Origin of the sequence: Exiguobacterium sp. SH31 (assembly GCF_001816105.1) — a bacterium.
GTDB lineage: Bacteria > Bacillota > Bacilli > Exiguobacteriales > Exiguobacteriaceae > Exiguobacterium > Exiguobacterium aurantiacum_A.
The window spans coordinates 1-18372 of record NZ_LYTG01000075.1; the positions used below are offsets into that span (position 1 = coordinate 1).

The following is an 18372-nucleotide window of genomic DNA, read 5'->3' on the forward strand; positions in this document are numbered from 1 at the left end:
GCGACTCCGCTTGGGATTTTTTACATTCGAATCACATTAGAAGTATCAATCAGCTCATCTCGATAAGCGCTCCGCATAAATAGGCCCCGAAACGTCAATAACGCACCAAGGACAAGATGAATCGTATCGAGCAACGGCACCGTCGGCTGATCGAAGAAGAAGACACCGATGATGAATGTGAGCATGAGCGTACCAAAAACGAACGTCATCAATTTTGAGTTTGCCGAGTCACGAATCATTGCGGCTTTCTGTTTGTTTAATCGATCTAATTTTTGCTCGTAATAAGTCGCCATTGTCACCCCGAATCCGGTGACTGCGCTCATCGCATATTCGCCGTCCCATACACCTAGCCCAAACAAAACGGGCCATAGGATTAATAAAACGATGAACCATTTTTTAGTAAGTCTCATTTCTTACCTCTTTTCTATAGTTTGAGCGGTGTTTCCAGCTTAATCTATGATGATATCCTGACAAGACTCAGTCTCGTTCCGCTCCTGCTCATACATATGTATCTCATTCATCAAGAACAGTCCTTTTGTCGCAAACAAATACATCAACGCGGTCAGTGCGAACTGTTGTGTCGATTGCGTCACACGCGTCGCACCAAACCCGATTAAGAAGATCACAATGAACACGATGATTGCGACAAGCCATGTCTTCTCACTAGAGCGCCAAAACAAGCGTTCTCTGATCGAGGTCGGATACTGTCCGGCTTTTCGTCGGTACCACCGATAAAACAGCACACTCGCGATAAGAAACAATAGATGCGAAGACACACCGAATAGGACGGATCCGGCCACTAAACCAACACTTACCGCTACTGCCGTGTTACGTCCGCTCATCATTTCCCCTCCTCTGTTCAATCTATACGAAGAAAAATGATCAAAGTTTCATTCGCTTTTGAAAAAGATATCAATCTACGTTATAGTTGATAGACCAACTATCAAACAAGGAGAGATACGATGAAGAAAGTACTTCTCGCGTTAATCGCTTCCCTGTTTCTCGCCGCCTGTTCAAACCAAGATGACCTGTCGACATACGAAGAATATGGCGTGCTCGAGGAGACGATTGAACTCTCGCAGTATGAACCGAAAGTTGAGACGGACAACGACGGCAACCGCGTCATTCTGTTCTATGAAGATGAACGTGTGGCGTATAAGAGTGTCTATGTGAAAGACGAGCGTCATTTGAAAGTCATCAGCACGGACGATGAAGCCCCGCTCTATAACGACACACTCTAAGACACAGCCCTCTTCACGCGAAGAGGGCTGTGTTCAATTCTCATAATGGATCTGTTGGTGGTTCTGTAGCCGATACGTGATCAATCGCTCGCTGTCTAGCGGTTCATTGAACAGCGATACGGCCGTGATTTGGTTATTATCATACGTCCGATAATAATAAATCCCTTCGTCGATGTTGCAGCACGAGGAGTAGATCGTGTACTCGTACGTCCCGTCCTCCGCCTCATTCAATCCCCGCGTTTGCATCACCGTATCCAATAGTTTAAAGAATTGACCGACAGCGGATGCTTCGGTCGGTTCACAGACAGAATTGAATGTCGCGAACGTCGCCCGGACGAAGCGTGACGTCGACGATAAGTCTCCTGGCAAGCCCTGTCCGCCTAACCCGAGACAATAGGCATCGAGATTCAACGTCGGCGCAAACGTATTGGCCGGCAGTTTCGTCGAGACGTGCCGATAATCATTCAGGTTGAACAGCTGATACTCGAACGACGGATTGTTCGTCAAGATACCGACGGGATTGTCATACACGCGCAACCCGTCCGCGACAGGCTCGACGACGATAGATCCTTGCTTGTCGGCGATCATCCAATGCAGCGGATGAAGGGGTAGCGCGTCGCTGAAGTTGAGGTTAATCAAATGAATCGTCGCGAGTCGCGCTTTCGCTTCCTCGACGGTCGCACACTGGCCGAGAATCCATGGGATGAACTCGAACGGAGAGACGTTGTCTCGTCCATCGACTTCCGGCTTGAACACGGCATTACCTGGAAAGTTCAGACCCGCCATGCTGAGCCCTTTTTCGTTCGTCGCTTCGTAATAGAGCGGATATCCTTCCACGACGGTCGCCATCCCGATCATCGCGTAATGGTTCGCATTTTCGCCCATCCGTCTGAAGTTGAACAGATAATGTCGTGGCGTGATTGTCACTTGTTCGTGATAGGAGACGTTCAGGTCTAAGTTTCTGCCGAAGTAGTGGGCGTGCGGCGCATACGTGATTGCTGTACACATAACAAGACTCCTTCCATTCCAATGCAGACAATAACAGCACTCTTTGTCCTATTCACGTTTTCAACTGACATCAACCGTAAGAAAAAACGATGAAGCGTGTGCCACATCGTTTTTACTGTTCATTTGGTTCGGCCTCGACCGTTTTTTCTGGCATAAAGAACCAGAGTCCAATCCCTTTTAATACGAACACGAACGCCAAGGTAAAATATAAAAATGATTCAAGCGGATAGCTCATTGTGTCGACGAAGAACGACACAAAGGAAGCAATGACCAAAGTGACGATGATGATACGTAAAGCGAGTTCATTCGCCTCACGCCCAATTGCTTGACCGACTTTTTCATCGTGGGCAAACGCGATATCTCGACGCCACGCATAAAAAAGTAGCGCGACCATCATAACGGTCGTATCCGGCACCTCGCCAAACCAAATGTCACCAATCACAAACCCGAGCATGATGAACATCCCGAGTTTCAATGCATCTTCATTTTTGTAGGTCACTCGTGGTTTCAAGAACTTGTTCATAGGACGATAAACCCGACCGTCAATAGTCCATACATGAAGCCAAGGACAATCACGCTAATGGCAATCGATTTATACTGCGGATACTTATGTAACACGACCGCTCCGGCAATCACGTGAATAAACGCGACGATGAACGTCAAAATGGCAAAGCCCATTGGCTAATTCCTCTCTCCCCAAAAAAATAAATAGAAAATCATGGGAATTCATCCGTTTCCCGTTACAATAAAGTCTGAATTCATTATATCAATTTTTGGAAAGAAGGCACACCACACCATGAATTATTCACGTACTGATTTGACGACCGAGGAAATGCTCCTCGTCAACAGCGAAGTTGAGAAAAAGAAACGCAATCTCGTCGTCGCGTATTTGCTTTGGCTCTTCCTCGGAGGTTTCGGCGCACACCGTTTCTACTTTAAAAAGACGAGTAGTGCCCTCGCGATGCTCGCTCTAACGGTTGGTTCAATCGTCCTTACGATTGTGTTGATCGGTTTTGTCGGGCTGTTCGCAGCAGGAATTTGGGCGCTCGTCGATGCGTTCCTCATGCCTGGTTGGCAACAACGCGAAGTCGAAACGATCGAGCGGGAGACGATCGAGTCGTTGAAAACTCGTAACGAGCAACAAGCAGCCTTTTAACGAAATCAGACGGCCACGCCAACGCGTGACCGTCTTTTTTCAGAAGTTATTCTCTTTTAAATAAAATGCGAAATTGCGATGCTTCCGCTCTTTCGTCGCGTAATGGATCCATAGCCACGCGAGCGATTCAAGTTCACGGGCGAGCTTCAGGTGGTGGAGCGTATGCGCGTCGAAGCCGATCTTCGAGGCCAAGCCTTGGACGGCCCGGACCGCCTCCTGCTCGTCCCCGGCGATGAACATCATCGACATGTTAGGGTTCTCCAAGTTCTCGACGCCGGTCTGGTTGAACGCCTTGACGATACGGACGTGCGGAGCCAAGTCCTGCAAATGTTCGGCCCCGGACTTCCCTTCCGGCCGTTCAATCGCGTCAAACTCTTTGGCGATCGGGTTTGTCACATCGATAACGATTTTATCGTCCAAATCCCGGAGCGACTGAATCAAATCGATCGCCGCCGCGAACGGAGTCGTCAGTAACAGAACGTCACTGTTTGACGCCACTTCTTGGAGCGACATCGTCCCTTCCCGTTCGGTCCGAGTCCCGTATAACACGTCATAGCCGACGTCCTCGAACTTGCGGCCGAGCGTCCGCCCGACCTTACCTGCGCCTAATATCCCAATCTTCATGTATCGAGTCCCCCTTATAATTCTTCGTCCGTCCGGGTGATCGTCCCACCGAGCTCGCTTGCGAGCCCGTCGAGCACTGACTCGTCAAACTCTTCCCCGATTCCCATCACGCCCGTCTGACCGGGTTCGATGTTACCGACGGTCCGTTTGAACGTCTCTTGAATGCTTTGGACGTGCTTCAAGTCTTTCGTCCCACCGATCAGTCCACCGGTGAGCGTCCCGAACAGAATCCCGAACGGTCCCCCGAGGATACCAACTGCCATCCCGATCAACGCGCCTTTCGTCGACTTCGTCACCGGTTTCAACTGCACCGCGTCTTCAAATGAAAATGCCCCGTTGTCTTCACGCTTGATGATGACGAGTTGTTCAAACCCGACGAGCCCGTCAGCGTGATACTTTTTCAACTTGCTGAACGCCTGATACGAAATCGACTCTTCTGGAAACGTGAACGTGACGATATGGTACGGCTGTTTTTCCTTCTTACTCATGTTGGTTCCTCCTTTTACAAATACAGGGACACATCAGCTTTCCTTTAGTTATTCCCCGGGTTTAGGATTGAAAAAACATCACAGCAACAGGGAAAATATGCTAAATTTAAATTATAAAACTCGAAAGGGTGAACACGCATGAATAGGCGACTCAGAAAATCCGCGACCGACCGTTCACTCGCCGGTGTCTGCGGCGGCATCGCCGAGTACTTCGGCATGTCCTCGCTCGGCGTCCGGTTACTCTTTCTTATTATGCCCGGAAACATCCTCGTCTACATCATCCTCGCCAACTCGATGCAGGACGCGCCACGTTACCTATAAAAAAAAGATTCGAAAGCCGCGGCTTTCGAATCTTTTACGTTATGCGTTAACTTTGTCTTTCATTGCCGCGAGCGCTCCGCTGTTGATGAAGTGCCATGGTTTGTTGTAGTGCGGTTGGAAGAAGAAGTCGACGTAAGCGAGCTCTTCGACCGTCATCTCGTTTTGGATCGCGAGCGACAACGTGTTGACCGCTTGCGTCATATCCGCTTTCGAGAGCACTTGTCCCCCGACAACACGGTGTGTGCCGACTTCATAGACAAGTTTGAACTGGACCGGCTCCGCCGTCGGCATGAACTCAGGGCGGTACGCGTCCTCGATCACGACGCTCTCGACTTCGAGGCCGAACAATCCGGCCGCTTCTTCCGTGAGGCCTGACGAGGCGATGTTCCAGTCATAGAGACGAAGACCCGACGTTCCTTGTGTACCTTGGTAACGGACACGTGGTGTGACGAGGTTCTCGGCGACGAGCGTACCCATGCGGACAGCGTTCGTCGCGAGCGGGATGTAGGCGTGTGTGCGCGCCGGGTTGTAGTAGACGGCACAGCTGTCACCAGCTGCGAAGACGTCCGGGTTGCTCGTGCGCATATATTCGTCAACGATGATGGCGCCGTTGCCGAGCATGTCGACTTGTCCTGCGAGCAGTCCCGTGTTTGGGCGGAAACCGACACATAGAATGACGAGGTCGGCTTCGAATTCACCTTTGTCGGTGACGACGTGCGTGACGTTTCCGTCTGTGCCGCGGAACGCTTCGACCGTTTGGCTGAGCTCAAGGTCGATACCGCGTGACGTCATGTCGGCTTCAAGTTGGTCCGTGAACGACTTGTCGAGGTACTTGTTCAAGATGCGGTCGGCACTGTCGATGAACGTGACTTGCTTGCCGTACACTTCGAACGCCTCGACGAGCTCGACGCCGATATAGCCGGCACCGATGACGGCGATATTTGTCGCACCCTTCGCCCGCTCAATGATGCGCTGAGCGTGGCCGTAGTTTTTGCAAAGTTCGATCCCAGTCATCTCGATTCCAGGCAGCGTCGGGACGATCGGCCAAGATCCTGTCGTCACGATCAAACGGTCGAACGTGTCATACACGTCTTCCCCTGTCTCGAGGTTTTTCGCATGCACCGTCTTCGCTTCCGTATCGATGTTCAACACGTCATGCTTCATGCGCATCGTCGCGCCGAGTTCTTCGAGCTCGGTCGGTGATGAGTAAAACAATTCTTCAGCGCGTTTGACGACGCCACCGACGTGGAGGGCGATCCCACACGAGAGGAAGCTGACGTTGTCGTTCCGCTCATACACGGTGATGTCGAGATTGTCGTGCTTGGCGAGTAAGCCTTTGACTGCTGCTGTTCCTGCGTGTGTACATCCGATGACTGCGATTTTCATATGGTAGTCTCTCCTTTGAGTTGTAGGCAAGTTAGTGTTTGTGACAAATATCACATTCGCTTTCTGAACTTAGTGTACTATTTCACAAGAAGGTTTGACAATCCCTTTGCTCAGTTTTTCACGTAATTATGTCTAAAGTTTGAACGACGGTTGTGACGACAAAAAACCGCTCCGCGACCGGAACGGTTTTGATCATGAATTGGACGTGCGTCCCGCTTTCACCCAGTGGTAGATGACGACACCGATATAGGTGACGAGACCCATCACATACAAGGCAAAGCCGTACAAGATCCAGCCCAGGGCGTCCCATCCGCGGACGAAGACGAGTCCGATGATACACGACACGTATCCCACGACGAGCAGCGTCAACGAGAAGACAAGTCTCCGCTTGAATGGCGACTTCCAAAAGTTCAGCACAGCAATCAACAAAATTGTCGTCAACACACCGATGATGATGAGCTCATCCCCGTAGTACTCCCAAGTCATCGCTTCTCCCCCTGACGTGTGTTTGATTGGTTTAATCGTATCACTTTCTTGTTACATTCCCCATCTCAGAAAAAAGCCATCCGCTTCAGCGAATGGCTCCTCTATTACCGTACATAAATTGTTTTCGTCACACTCCGGCCTTGCGGCGTCACGAGACGGAGCGTCAATTTCGTCCCTTTCTTTTGTGAGGCGAAACTGAGCGTCGTCGACGTAGCCGTCACCGTCTTCTTGGTGAGGACGGTCGAGCCACGCGTGAGCGTCAATGTGCCGTATGCGACATTCGACGTCGCCTTGAGCGTTTTCGACGCACTCGATGGAATCGTCGTCACGAATGTCGGCGTCGGACCAACAGTCACTTTCGACGTCTGCACATGGCGGAACAGTCCTCCTTGACTCGTCAAGGACAGCGTCCCGTTAATCGGCTGACGGGTGAAGCGGAGCGTCACTCGTCCGGTACTGCTTGCCTTGGCCGTAGCAAGTACTTTCGAACCGTTCTTCAACGTGACGGTACTGTTCGGAATCACGTATCCGACCCAAAGCGACTTCTCATCGTTGATTGAGAGCGTCGACAACGATGTCTTCGGCAAGTTGACCGAGACGTCACGCGACTTCGATCCGACCGCCGCTCGGACACGAATCACATCCCCAGGTTTGGCCGGGATCGTGTAACGCGTCGTCGACAGACGTTTCGCCGTGACGAGCTTATCATTCACGTAAAATCGAACTGTCGCCGTGCTCGTCTTCTTGATTGAGAGTGTCGCTTGTGTCTTCGTCATCAACGTATCCGTCACACTGAGCGTCGGAGTGAACGCACGGACCGTCTTCGTGAGTTCGTACGTCGCATCGCCGCTCGAGCGTGTGACGAGGATGACATCCCCTTCTTTCAGTGGGGTGTCAAACGTGTACGGCATCGCACGTGTTGTCGCCACATGCATCCCATTTCGATAAATGCGATAGGCCTGATCGGTATTCGATGTAACGTTGATGGATTTGTCATAAATCAACGGTGTCCGAGTCCAAGTAAAGACAGGCGGTTCCACTCTTGTCTCCACGGTTGTGAGTCGGAACGCTGAAGCGGGTGCCTCTTTTAATTTGAAGTAGACTTTTGTTCCGATGTCTACAGGCATCGTATTGAACTCTTTAATCGAAATGAGTCCGTCCTCATCTGCCTGCTCATTCGAAATTTCGTAGTATTTCCCACTGCGAATCAACACATCCACCGAGGCGTTCGGCGTCGTTTTTAACGTGACACCTGAAGTGACGGTTTTCGTCAGAACCGAGATGCCGTTAGGTGACGTCTCCTCACTCTCCTTGACCGTCTGAAGTTCGATTGGTTCGGCGTACACGCCAGACTTACTACCGATTTTCACGGTCACGCGAGACCCCGGTGTGAACCAACGCGCCGGTTGCCACGTATAGCGCCCTGATTCATCTGATTGGACCGTCGTCGATTGATAGTTCAACAATGAATCCGATGAATTCGATTGATACAAGTTTTTCGTCACGCTGACAAACACCGGCGTGTTCGGTGCCGTCTTCCCGCTGATTGGGCCTAAGACACCGGTTGGCGGGTCGAGCGTGAGCGGCACATATTTCGATGCCCATAAGTCTAACCGTCGCTCAAAATCGTTCCACTTAAAAATCATGTCATACGATTCATTCGTCTGTAGCGTCAGTTTCCCTTGCTCCCAAACGAATGGATCGTCTTGATAGGCTAAACGTGCAGTCAGCTCAGTCCATGGAATCGGTAAGGCTGTTCCATCGACGAGTGTCGCCGTTCCGCTGACCTCATAGGGACGACCTACCTCATAGCGAGTCGTCGTTTTCGGAACATTAATATTCAATTGCCATGGCGCTTTCCATAAAGACTCCGGTGTGTAGACCTCCGTCTTCTTCATGCCAAAAACGTACCAAGGACCGTGTTGTCGAATGTCAGCGTCATCAATTGGTGCCTCTTTCCACTCATTCGTGCTGACGTTATAACTGACATAGAATGTCGTATACATTTCTCGCGTCATAAAGTAGTAGGTGCCGTCTTTCCACGTAAGATTACTTACGTCTGGCGCATCTTTCTCAATCCATCGTTTCGTCGCCAAATCGAAAATAAACATGTGCTCCGAGTCATCGCTTTTGATTACGAACCATTGATTCGCTTCTTTGATGTGACGGGCCCACTTCACCTGTCCTGAATAGGAACTGATTGTCTCAAGCACTTCTCCTGTAACCGTCCGCTTCGTCACTTGACCGTCGGCGAACGCGAGGACGTTCCCATCATCGAGCAAACTGTATACCTGACCACTGCCTTTCGTGAGCAATCCGCGAATATCACCTGACATCGATGTGATGATATACTTTTCGTCATCAGCCCATAACATCATTCCTGTTGTTACATTCGTTGAGACGAGTCGATTCTCACTTCCTGCTTCGATTGGGAATGTCGTCGCTACATTCGTACGTATATCCCACATCACCCACTCCGGCCACCCTTTTAACATAAATCGGCCATCCCCGATCGCATAAATATTATAAGCAGCAGACACTCGAATCGGTAATGTATAGACTTCACCGGTCTTCACATGTACGAGCGTCTCAGGATCTCCCGAGCGCCACACATATTCACTATTTCCTACCACTTCTCCCGCCGGAATAATTTCAGGCTTGGCATAACTATCTGCCCGAACATCTAATCCGGGCGCCGCCACCATGACGAGCACAACGAGTATGCTCCATAACCATTTGTTCATCGTTCTCCTCATTTCTGTTTATGAATACATAACTTTCAAAAATAATCCATTTTTGATTTAACATTACTAATTTTAAGTTGTTTTTTCAAAATTGAATAGCCCTAAATTATAAAAAAAGAACACTCCGTCTCATGACGTAGTGTTCATTTCTCATTCATCTGTTTCATCAAATCCATCTGTTCTTTCACTTGCGCTTCTTTCTCACGTCGGAGCACACCGCGATACGTCACGCGCGAGATCGATAAGCTGATCTCATATAGGAAGAAGAGCGGCAGCGACACCATGAGGTGCGACGTCAAATCCGGCGGCGTGATGAATGCCGCGATGACGAACAAGGCGAAGTAAGCGTACTTCCGAATTTTCGAGAGGAAGTACGGTGTCACGACACCGATGCGTGTCAAGAACATCGTCACGACCGGAAGTTGGAACAACAGCCCGAACGGGATCGTCAGCTGCAACAGGAACGTGAAATAGTTCGTCGCTCCGATGATCTGTGTCAGACCGAGGTCTTGCCCGAGGTCCGTCGAGATATCGAGGACGAGCGGGAACAACCAATAGTAGGCGAATGCGAGACCGATGAGGAACAAGATAAAGATGACCGGGATATAGGCGAGCGTCCATTTTCGTTCATTCGGATGCAGACCAGGTGCGACGAACGCCCACAGTTGATACAGTAGAAATGGACCCGATGCGACGAGCCCGATGACGAGCGCCAAGTTCAAGTAGATCATGAGCGGGTCCGCGACCCCAAAGGCGTTCAGCTCGAGCCCTCGTTCGACGAGGTCCGCCTGCAGATAGGCGAGCACGTACTTGACACTCGGCAAAGCGATCAGAAAGAAGGCAAAGACGACAAATGCCGACAGCATCAGTCGTCTCCGCAGCTCTGTCAAGTGATCGGACAGTGCCCGTTCTTGATCAGGTTGATGGCTCATGGCTTACTGCTCTTTCTTCTCAATTTCTTTCTTGTCGGTCTCGTCGTGCTCTTTCATCATACCGTTCGTGGCATTTTTGAACTCACGGAGCGTCTGCCCTGCTGCCCGGCCGAACTCTGGCAATTTCTTCGGCCCGAAGAGGATGAGCGCGATGATGGCGATGACGAAAATACTGACGCCACCTGGCATACCGACGACGAGTGATGATTGTAGAAATTCCATTATTGATGGACCCCCTCAGCGGATGGATAGTGTTGCATAAAGTAAATGAGCGACTGGAGTTCGATCGACAAGTCGATATGATGGACGCGGACCGTGTCCGGTACAGTCAATCGTGCCGGCGTGAAGTTCAAGATCCCTCGAACGCCATAGCGGACCAAATCATCGGCGACCGGTTGCGCGTAAGCGGACGGGACCGTGAGGATGGCGACATCGATCTTGTTTTGCTTCATGATCTGTTCCATCTCATCGACGTGATGAATCGGGACACCTGACATCGTCGTGCCGACTTTTGTCTCGTCTGCGTCGAACCCGACGACGATATGTGTGTTATTGTTTTTAAGGAAGTTATAGTTGACGAACGCTGTCCCGAGATGACCGACCCCGACCAAGGCGACGTTCGTGATCTCGTCTTGATTCAGCGTCTTACGGAAAAATTCTAACAGATACTGTACGTTATAGCCATATCCCTTTTTACCGAGCGCACCGAAGTATGAGAAGTCACGGCGAATCGTTGCCGAATCGACCTTGACCGCCTCGCTCAGTTCAGCAGAAGAGACACGCTGTTTCCCTGACGAATGTAGGCTTTGGATAAACCGATAGTATAGTGGCAACCGTTTGGCTGTCGCTTGCGGAATCTTTGGTTCGTTTTGACTCAACAGAAAGAGCCTCCTTTTTACGACGCGTTTCAAACGAATCTGATTTCATACACCTTGATTGTAAACGAATTCACATAAGCACTCAATGAATATACCTGAAAAGGGGAAGAAATAAAGTATACTAAACAGAGAGAAAGGGGTTTTTTCACTTGATCCTACTGCAAGTCAACAACTTATCCAAATCGTTCGGCGTCGAGCCGATTTTAGAGAATGTCAAACTAGAAATCCAAGAAGGCGAACGCGTCGCCCTCGTCGGCCGCAACGGCGCCGGCAAGTCGACACTGTTAAAAGTCATCGCCGGCGAGTACAACTATGACTCGGGCGACATCATGAAGCCAAAAGACGTGACGATCGGCTATCTCGCCCAAGACTCAGGATTAGAATCGAACGAGACGATGTGGAACGAGATGCTCACCGTCTTCACCGACTTGATCGAACAAGAGAAGACGCTCCGCCAGATGGAGCAAGACATGGGCTCGGAGCGCATCTTGAACGACCCGGCCGCCTACGAGCGTCTGCTCGCGGCGTATGACGAGGAGCAACACACGTTCAAAGACCGCGGCGGCTATCAGTACGAAGCGACGATCCGCTCGATCTTGCACGGGATGCGGTTTTATCCGGACGACTTCGAACGTCGGATCGATACGCTCTCAGGCGGACAGCGGACACGTCTTGCCTTAGCGAAGATGCTCCTGCAAAGCCCGGACCTGCTCATCTTGGATGAGCCGACGAACCATTTGGACATCGAGACGCTCAGCTGGCTCGAGAAATATTTGAGCGGCTATAAAGGTGCCGTCCTCATCGTCTCCCACGACCGTTACTTCCTCGACCGCGTCGTCTCTGTCGTCTACGAGCTGTCACGCAACCGCAGCCGCCGCTTCGTCGGGAACTATACGAAATTCCTCGAGCAGAAGGCCGCGCTCTACGAGCAAGAGAAGAAGCAGTTCGATTCGCAACAAGAAGAGATCGCCAAGATGCAAGACTTCATCCAACGGAACATTGCCCGGGCGACGACGACGAAACGCGCCCAAAGCGTCCGCAAGCGGCTCGAGAAAATCGACCGCATGGACGTGCCGGACGGTGATGAGCGGAGCGCGGTGTTGTCGTTCTCGATCAAACGTCAAAGCGGGAACGATGTGTTGAGCGGCAGCGACCTCGCCATCGGCTACGAAGAACCGATTGCACAGAACTTGCGTTTCCAACTGCAGCGCGGCGAGTCGGTCGCCCTCGTCGGCCCGAACGGGGTCGGCAAATCGACGCTCCTCAAAGTGTTGACGAAACAACAACCACCGCTCACCGGTGACATCCGCTACGGTACCGGCGTCGAGATCGGCTACTACGACCAGGAACAACAGAACTTGTCGGACGCGAACCGCGTCATCGATGAGATTTGGAACGACTGGCCGCTCATGCGCGAGCAAGAAGTCCGCAGTCTACTCGGCCAGTTCTTGTTCAGCGGCGACGACGTCATGAAACGCGTCCAAGAACTATCCGGCGGCGAACGAGCCCGGCTGACGCTCGCCAAGCTCAAGCTCGAGCAACCGAACTTGCTCGTCTTGGATGAGCCGACGAACCACTTGGACCTCGACTCGAAGATGATCCTCGAGAACGCGCTCGTCGACTATCCCGGGACGATCCTGTTCGTCTCCCACGACCGTTACTTCATCGACCGGCTCGCCACGCGTGTCTTAGAGATCACGCCGAACGGCATCGATGAGTACCTCGGCGACTACTCTTATTACGTCGAGAAGAAAGAAGAGCTCGAGGACCTTGCCCGGCTCGCCCGCGAGGAGACGAAACAAGTCGTCGTCAAGAAGCAGCGCGCCGACAAGGAACAGCAGCGCGAAGAACGCCGGTTGAAACAGCGGGTCGAAGAGATCGAGCTGACAATCGAGCGCCACGAAGCTCGGCTTGAAGAAATCGAGCAGCTGTTATGCGAACCGGACGTGTTCAACGACTTCGCCCGCGCCCAAGAGCTGTCGACCGAGTCCGACGCGACGAAAGAGTCGATCACGGAACTGTTCACAGAATGGGAGGAACTCCATTCATGATGCGTTCCCGTGCCATGCGGATCGATTGGATGCATGCATTCCTGACCGGGTTCGTCTACATCGTGCCGAGTGGGACCGAATATATCTCGGAACTCATCCGCGGCGAGGCGACGAACGTCCCGACCATTTTATTTTACTTCCTGCCGATTGTCGTCGGGTTTATCATCCAAACATGGTCCGGTATCATCATCAGCCTCTTCAGCGGCTTGCTTATGAGCACGTTGTTCATCCGGCTCGTCATTTGGCCGATCGATGTCACGGTGCATAGCTTTTATGCGCCTGGCTCGGTCTGGGGCCACTTTTATCGAGAGACGCTGTTCATGTGGGTGCTCGCGTTTGTCGTCTACGTCGTGAGCCGGGTGAATATGTGGTATCGAAATAATTATCGACAACCGAAAAACTGACGAAAGAGCGCCAATCCGCGTATAGCGGAAGGCGCTCTTTTATTATGATCGAGTATGCTGTTTGAACGTAAAACCCATCGTTAAAAAGATGTAGGGGAATGCCAACAAAATTAAATGGAAATATCCTATACTACCAAAGATGACTTCATCTTGTGCCGGATCAGACATCTCGTCTAAGTAAATGCCTAGGCTGTAGCTATACCAAATCACGTAAGCATAAAAGAATGCTGAAATACCGTAAATAATCTTTCCAATAAGATTTGTTTTACTCGTAGTCACCCCTACTAAAAGAAGGATTGGATAGAGGATTAGCAACGCGATTACAATGAAAAATAACGAATCTGGTTCAAAGTATTGAATGTTCATAGTTTACCTCGCCTTTAATAGTCTGGATTACAAAGTGCTTTATACGTATCCAACAATGAAACATCCGGTCGATTCGTATCTAGATTCCAAGATGATTTCCAAATCGTAGTCGGGTTAACTGCATGACAGATAAATTGATCTTTGAGCTTCGGGCGGTTTGCCGTACTTGTCGCTTGATACGAAGCGTCTGCTACAACTTCAGACCACATCTGTTTTCCGATGGCAGTTGACCCAAAAACGCCTAATAATGCGCCACCCAAAGTATAGCTAGCTGTAATATACGTTCGTGCACATGTCCGTGGATATACAGAAAAAGTATTAGAGTCCGTATACTTCGACGCTGTATTATCGATTGTATCCGAGCAGAACAATGGATCAGCGACTAAAGGATAATCCGTTCTTTCATAATCAATATGTTGGATCAACTGTTGGTCTTTAATCTCATAATATGTTTCGACTTCGTTTCCATTACTGTCTTTCGCCCAAGGGGAGCCAATGAAGACCTCTACCTCACCTTTTTCATTCACAATTTTGTACTCTCCATCTTCGTGAATAATTCGACTACCTTCTAATAGTATTCAAGATTGCTAATCAATTTTCTAGATGTCTTTTTTATCAAAACAAAAAGGACAATAGTACAACAATTTTCTTAGGTCATGAAAAATATACTAGGCTTATGGCCCTCAAAGTAACCATTTCCCATTTTTGTGATTATAATTTTATCCAGAGTCCACTATTAAAAAGATCACCATAAAGTGACGAGCCCGGTTCATCCGACTGTCAGATAGACTATGTAAACGAACAACAGAAAGTAGGTGAAATCAATGGAGTAGACTAAAAATATCCGCTTGATGGATTATGAATTGCGTCCCATCCATGCGCACATATTATTGGCCGGCTGACTATCGATACTCACTTGGCGCATTTTCTATAAAGTCTACCGTAGTTGCAGTTCTTTTCTCGTCGTCACGTTCTTCATCGAAGACAAATGAAAAAGGCTCACAGAGACGGACAATATCCGTTTCTGTGAGCCTTTTTTAGAAGTAGCGCAGCGGTTGGAAGCCGCGCGTGTGGAAGTCGAGCTTGATACCGTCTTCCGTGATAAAGAAGACGTACTCGTTCGTATCGACGTCGCGGACGAACACTTTATAAAACGTCAGCGTCTCTTCGCGGTTCGTCACATAACGGGCCTCATGGGCCGAGATGACTTGCGCGAACAGTTGTTGTTCGTCGAACTCTTTGACGAGCGCATCGAACTTGGCCGCTTCTTCCTCTGTCGCCTCACGGCCCGGGAAGAGCTCGTAATAGGCGTCGCTCGCTTTCGGCTGCACGCCGAGGTTACGGTCAACGACGATGACGCTCTTGATGTCTTGGTCTTCTAGATTCTTATAACCATACAGCGTCTCGATGAGTGTGTTCTCACCGGTCACACGGGTGATGCCTTCGAGCGTATCAGCGCCCGTCAGCGAACGGACCCGCGTCTCTTCTGGGACGATTTCTTCTACATAAGCGATATTATAAGCGCGGATGATCTCACGTACTTGCAAAAACGTCGCAACGACGAGCAATACGATGAGCCCTCCAATGATGATACGTTTCGTCATCTCTCTGTTCCCCCTAGACTGTCATGCTCTCTTCTAAGGATAACCCAGGAACCGCATTCATCGCCAGTGTATCGCGCTTGCCGCGCACATACGCGTGATGCGCCGCCACACCGATCATACCGGCGTTGTCCCCGCACAGATTGAGCGGCGGGATGACGAGACGGATGCCTTCCCGTTCCGTCGCTTCCTTGAGGGCGGCCCGGAGCCCACGGTTCGCCGCGACCCCACCGGCGACGAGCAGTTGCTTCGCGCCTTTTTCTTTCACGGCCCGGATCGCTTTCTCCACTAGCACCTCGACGACGCTCGCTTGGAAGCTCGCCGCCAAGTTTTCTGGTACGACCGTCTCACCGCGTTGTTCGGCGTTATGGACGGCGTTGATGACGGACGACTTGAGCCCGCTGAAGCTGAAGTCGAAACTTCCAGCCTCGAGCCGGACACGCGGGAATTTATACGTATCTTCCCCGCTAGCTGCCAACCGATCGATGGCCGGGCCACCTGGATATGGGAGACTGAGCGTGCGGGCGACTTTGTCATACGCCTCACCAGCCGCATCGTCACGTGTCTCACCGATCACTTCGAACACACCGTGCTCCGGCATATAGACAAGCTCGGTGTGTCCACCTGAGACGACGAGACAGACGAGCGGAAACTGCATCTCTTCGACGAGTTCGTTCGCATAGATGTGTCCGGCGATATGATGGACGCCGATGAGCGGTTTACTGTGGGCGAACGCGAGCGCTTTGGCCGCACTGATCCCGACGAGAAGGGCACCGACGAGTCCTGGTCCTTGCGTGACCGCGACCGCGTCGACGTCTTCCATCGTCACACCGGCTTCACTGAGGGCGTCATCGATGACATACGTGATCCGTTCGACGTGGTGACGCGAGGCGACTTCAGGTACGACGCCGCCGAACCGTTTATGACTTTCAATCTGCGACGAGACGACGTTCGATAAGAGCGTCTTGCCGTCACGAATGAGGGCGACCGACGTCTCATCACAGCTCGACTCGATCGCGAGAATGAGCGATGTGTTCATTGTGATTCACTTCCTAACTTCGCCCAATAAATATAGGCGTCTTCATTATTGTCTTGATAGTATCGTTTCCGGCGACCTGCGTTCTCGAAGCCGAACTGTTCATATAATTTTTGGGCGCCGATGTTTGAGACGCGTACCTCGAGCGTGAGCGCGGCGAGTGACTTCGAACGAGCGAACTCGACGAGCTGCGTGAGGAGCATATTGCCGACGCCTTGGCCCCGGTATTCCGGTAAGACGGCAATGTTCGTGATATGCCCTTCGTCGACGATTTGCCAGACACCGACGAAGCCAATGACGCGGCGCTCATGGACGGCGACGAAATAAATCGCCTGCTCGTTCTTGAGCATCTCGTTCATGAACGCTTCTTTCGTCCACGGGATGGCGAATGACGCCTCTTCGACTTTCGTGACTTCTTCGACATCGAGCCAGTTCATACGACGGATTTTGATGTCAGCCATTGTTTTGTCCCTCGAGCCATTTTGCCTCGGCCTCAGCGAGACGAAGGTATTCCGGTTCGAACGCGTGCACGTCCGCCGTCGCTTCACCTAAAGCGACGAGATCACCGGCCCGGCCATAACTGTGGGCGGCCGGCGCTTCCATATAGTCATATGCTGCAAGCACGTCACGGAACGGCTCGACGTCACCGACGACGACGAACGGTCCTGTCATGTTTGCTTGTAGCCAATCGGCGACTGAGGCGTGACTGTCCGGGGTGACTTGTGCGTTTTGTTGATAGTGCCCGATATAGGCGTTGCCGCGACGCGCGTCAATGAGTGACACGACCGGAAGTTCGGTGTTCGGGGCCGCTGCCATGAGGCGGAGCGCCGATACGCCGACGAGCGGAAGTTTCAATGTATAGGCGAGCGTCTTCGCCGTCGTCACGCCGATACGGATACCGGTGTAAGACCCAGGTCCCGTCGTGACGATGATGCGTTCGAGCTCGGTCGGTGTCCATTTGACGGCCGCCATGAGCTGCTCGATCATCGGCATGAGCGTGACGGCGTGGTTTTTCGAGACCATGACCGTCGCTTCTGCATGGATGCTTCCGTTCTCACTGAGGGCGACGGACAGACGTGTCGTCGCCGTGTCGATCATCAGTTGCTTCATACGAGCACCTCCTTGACGAGCGTGTCATACGCTTCACCAGTCGGTATGAACGTGATTTTGCGCTCCTCGTCGCCTGTCCGTTCGATCGTGATCGCGAGCCGCTCGGTCGGTAGCGACGACTCGATCAAGTTCGACCATTCGACGATGGCGACGCCGTCACCATTAATGTATTCTTCGAGACCGATATCGTCCCCGGTGTCCTCGAGACGATAGACGTCCATATGGTAGAGCGGCAAGCGCCCTTGGTATTGTTTCATGATGGTGAACGTCGGGCTGTTGACGTTACGCGTCACGCCGAGTCCTTTGGCGAACCCTTGGGTGAACGTCGTCTTGCCGGCACCGAGGTCCCCGTTAAGCGTTATGACCGTTCCCGCTTTGACGAGCGCGGCGAGCTTTTCCGCTACGGCCTGCGTCTCTGGCGCGGAATGGGTAATCAATGTATACATGATGTTTCTCCTTTGGTCGATTCTAGCGATACGTACTCATTGTACACTCAATTTTAGACAAAAAAAACACGAAACGTCATCGTTTCGCTATCTC

24 protein-coding genes are annotated in these 18372 nt (G+C 51.4%); 5 read left to right on the forward strand and 19 right to left on the reverse strand.

The genetic code is table 11. From position 1 onward, the window contains the following. Positions 1-20: 20 nt before the first annotated feature. Together A6395_RS10690 and A6395_RS10695 are read right to left on the reverse strand one after the other, a co-directional pair. On the reverse strand, positions 21-410 hold the full coding sequence (locus A6395_RS10690) for a hypothetical protein (RefSeq protein ID WP_071399012.1): 390 nt from the start codon (positions 408-410) through the stop codon (positions 21-23). 39 nt (positions 411-449) lie between these two features. Beyond that, entirely contained in the window at positions 450-842 is a 393-nt protein-coding gene (locus A6395_RS10695) for a hypothetical protein (RefSeq protein ID WP_071399013.1), read from the reverse strand. 120 nt (positions 843-962) lie between these two features. On the opposite strand from A6395_RS10695, the gene A6395_RS10700 reads away from it, so the two are divergent. Beyond that, positions 963-1241: a putative periplasmic lipoprotein gene (locus tag A6395_RS10700; RefSeq protein WP_071399014.1), complete on the forward strand. Its 279-nt coding sequence runs from the start codon at positions 963-965 to the stop codon at positions 1239-1241. 33 nt (positions 1242-1274) lie between these two features. On the opposite strand, the gene bsh is transcribed toward A6395_RS10700, so the two are convergent. The 3 genes from bsh to A6395_RS16105 form a co-directional block, all read right to left on the reverse strand. Further along, positions 1275-2249 carry a choloylglycine hydrolase gene (bsh, locus tag A6395_RS10705; RefSeq protein WP_071399015.1) on the reverse strand — a complete coding sequence of 325 codons (975 nt, stop codon included), beginning with the start codon at positions 2247-2249 and terminating at the stop codon, positions 1275-1277. A 112-nt stretch (positions 2250-2361) separates the two neighbouring features. After that, positions 2362-2772 carry a hypothetical protein gene (locus A6395_RS10710; RefSeq protein WP_071399016.1) on the reverse strand — a complete coding sequence of 137 codons (411 nt, stop codon included), beginning with the start codon at positions 2770-2772 and terminating at the stop codon, positions 2362-2364. Continuing rightward, a complete protein-coding gene (locus A6395_RS16105; RefSeq protein ID WP_173647387.1) occupies positions 2769-2927 on the reverse strand; it encodes a hypothetical protein in 159 nt (52 codons plus the stop codon). Before A6395_RS16105 ends, A6395_RS10710 begins: the two co-directional genes overlap by 4 nt. Positions 2928-3045: 118 nt before the next feature. Here A6395_RS16105 and A6395_RS10715 point away from each other — a divergent pair, with 118 nt between their 5' ends. After that, positions 3046-3405 carry a TM2 domain-containing protein gene (locus tag A6395_RS10715; protein WP_071399017.1) on the forward strand — a complete coding sequence of 120 codons (360 nt, stop codon included), beginning with the start codon at positions 3046-3048 and terminating at the stop codon, positions 3403-3405. A 39-nt stretch (positions 3406-3444) separates the two neighbouring features. Here A6395_RS10715 and A6395_RS10720 read toward each other — a convergent pair whose 3' ends face one another. Together A6395_RS10720 and A6395_RS10725 are read right to left on the reverse strand one after the other, a co-directional pair. Next, positions 3445-4050, reverse strand: a complete 606-nt coding sequence (locus A6395_RS10720) for an NADPH-dependent F420 reductase (protein ID WP_330857587.1) — start codon at positions 4048-4050, stop codon at positions 3445-3447. Then, positions 4044-4517 (reverse strand): hypothetical protein, encoded by a 474-nt coding sequence (locus A6395_RS10725; protein WP_071399019.1) that lies wholly within the window; start codon positions 4515-4517, stop codon positions 4044-4046. Before A6395_RS10725 ends, A6395_RS10720 begins: the two co-directional genes overlap by 7 nt. 138 nt (positions 4518-4655) lie before the next feature. On the opposite strand from A6395_RS10725, the gene A6395_RS10730 reads away from it, so the two are divergent. Then, positions 4656-4838, forward strand: coding sequence for a PspC domain-containing protein (locus A6395_RS10730; RefSeq protein ID WP_071399020.1), 183 nt, complete (start codon positions 4656-4658; stop codon positions 4836-4838). A gap of 39 nt (positions 4839-4877) precedes the next feature. On the opposite strand, the gene A6395_RS10735 is transcribed toward A6395_RS10730, so the two are convergent. From A6395_RS10735 to A6395_RS10760, 6 genes are all read right to left on the reverse strand, one after another. Continuing rightward, on the reverse strand, positions 4878-6224 hold the full coding sequence (locus A6395_RS10735) for an FAD-dependent oxidoreductase (protein ID WP_071399021.1): 1347 nt from the start codon (positions 6222-6224) through the stop codon (positions 4878-4880). 192 nt (positions 6225-6416) lie between these two features. Continuing rightward, positions 6417-6710, reverse strand: a complete 294-nt coding sequence (locus tag A6395_RS10740) for a hypothetical protein (protein ID WP_071399022.1) — start codon at positions 6708-6710, stop codon at positions 6417-6419. Positions 6711-6814: 104 nt separating this feature from the next. Then, positions 6815-9454, reverse strand: coding sequence for a hypothetical protein (locus A6395_RS10745; RefSeq protein WP_071399023.1), 2640 nt, complete (start codon positions 9452-9454; stop codon positions 6815-6817). A gap of 143 nt (positions 9455-9597) precedes the next feature. Then, positions 9598-10386: a twin-arginine translocase subunit TatC gene (gene tatC / locus A6395_RS10750; RefSeq protein WP_071399024.1), complete on the reverse strand. Its 789-nt coding sequence runs from the start codon at positions 10384-10386 to the stop codon at positions 9598-9600. 3 nt (positions 10387-10389) lie between these two features. Then, positions 10390-10608, reverse strand: coding sequence for a twin-arginine translocase TatA/TatE family subunit (locus A6395_RS10755; protein ID WP_286203278.1), 219 nt, complete (start codon positions 10606-10608; stop codon positions 10390-10392). Beyond that, positions 10608-11264 carry a redox-sensing transcriptional repressor Rex gene (locus tag A6395_RS10760; protein WP_070328993.1) on the reverse strand — a complete coding sequence of 219 codons (657 nt, stop codon included), beginning with the start codon at positions 11262-11264 and terminating at the stop codon, positions 10608-10610. Before A6395_RS10760 ends, A6395_RS10755 begins: the two co-directional genes overlap by 1 nt. Before the next feature lie 149 nt (positions 11265-11413). Between A6395_RS10760 and A6395_RS10765 the strand changes: the two genes are divergently transcribed. Next, the gene (locus A6395_RS10765; protein WP_071399025.1) at positions 11414-13315 is read left to right on the forward strand and encodes an ABC-F family ATP-binding cassette domain-containing protein; all 1902 of its coding nucleotides are present in this window, start codon (positions 11414-11416) and stop codon (positions 13313-13315) included. Then, positions 13312-13719 carry a hypothetical protein gene (locus A6395_RS10770; RefSeq protein ID WP_252100535.1) on the forward strand — a complete coding sequence of 136 codons (408 nt, stop codon included), beginning with the start codon at positions 13312-13314 and terminating at the stop codon, positions 13717-13719. Before A6395_RS10765 ends, A6395_RS10770 begins: the two co-directional genes overlap by 4 nt. Positions 13720-14099: 380 nt before the next feature. Here the strand turns inward: A6395_RS10770 and A6395_RS10780 are convergent, their stop codons facing one another. The 6 genes from A6395_RS10780 to tsaE all read right to left on the reverse strand — a co-directional run bounded on the left by A6395_RS10780 (position 14100) and on the right by tsaE (position 18278). Continuing rightward, positions 14100-14612, reverse strand: a complete 513-nt coding sequence (locus tag A6395_RS10780; RefSeq protein ID WP_071399027.1) for a DUF2599 domain-containing protein — start codon at positions 14610-14612, stop codon at positions 14100-14102. 510 nt (positions 14613-15122) lie between these two features. Beyond that, the gene (locus A6395_RS10785) at positions 15123-15689 is read right to left on the reverse strand and encodes a hypothetical protein (RefSeq protein WP_071399028.1); all 567 of its coding nucleotides are present in this window, start codon (positions 15687-15689) and stop codon (positions 15123-15125) included. 13 nt (positions 15690-15702) lie between these two features. Then, a complete protein-coding gene (gene tsaD, locus A6395_RS10790) occupies positions 15703-16725 on the reverse strand; it encodes a tRNA (adenosine(37)-N6)-threonylcarbamoyltransferase complex transferase subunit TsaD (protein WP_071399029.1) in 1023 nt (340 codons plus the stop codon). Further along, positions 16722-17183 (reverse strand): ribosomal protein S18-alanine N-acetyltransferase, encoded by a 462-nt coding sequence (rimI, locus tag A6395_RS10795; protein ID WP_071399030.1) that lies wholly within the window; start codon positions 17181-17183, stop codon positions 16722-16724. The genes tsaD and rimI overlap by 4 nt, the downstream gene beginning before the upstream one ends. Continuing rightward, positions 17176-17832 carry a tRNA (adenosine(37)-N6)-threonylcarbamoyltransferase complex dimerization subunit type 1 TsaB gene (tsaB, locus tag A6395_RS10800; protein ID WP_071399031.1) on the reverse strand — a complete coding sequence of 219 codons (657 nt, stop codon included), beginning with the start codon at positions 17830-17832 and terminating at the stop codon, positions 17176-17178. The genes rimI and tsaB overlap by 8 nt, the downstream gene beginning before the upstream one ends. After that, positions 17829-18278 (reverse strand): tRNA (adenosine(37)-N6)-threonylcarbamoyltransferase complex ATPase subunit type 1 TsaE, encoded by a 450-nt coding sequence (gene tsaE / locus A6395_RS10805; RefSeq protein ID WP_071399032.1) that lies wholly within the window; start codon positions 18276-18278, stop codon positions 17829-17831. The genes tsaB and tsaE overlap by 4 nt, the downstream gene beginning before the upstream one ends. Between the last annotated feature and the right edge of the window lie 94 nt (positions 18279-18372).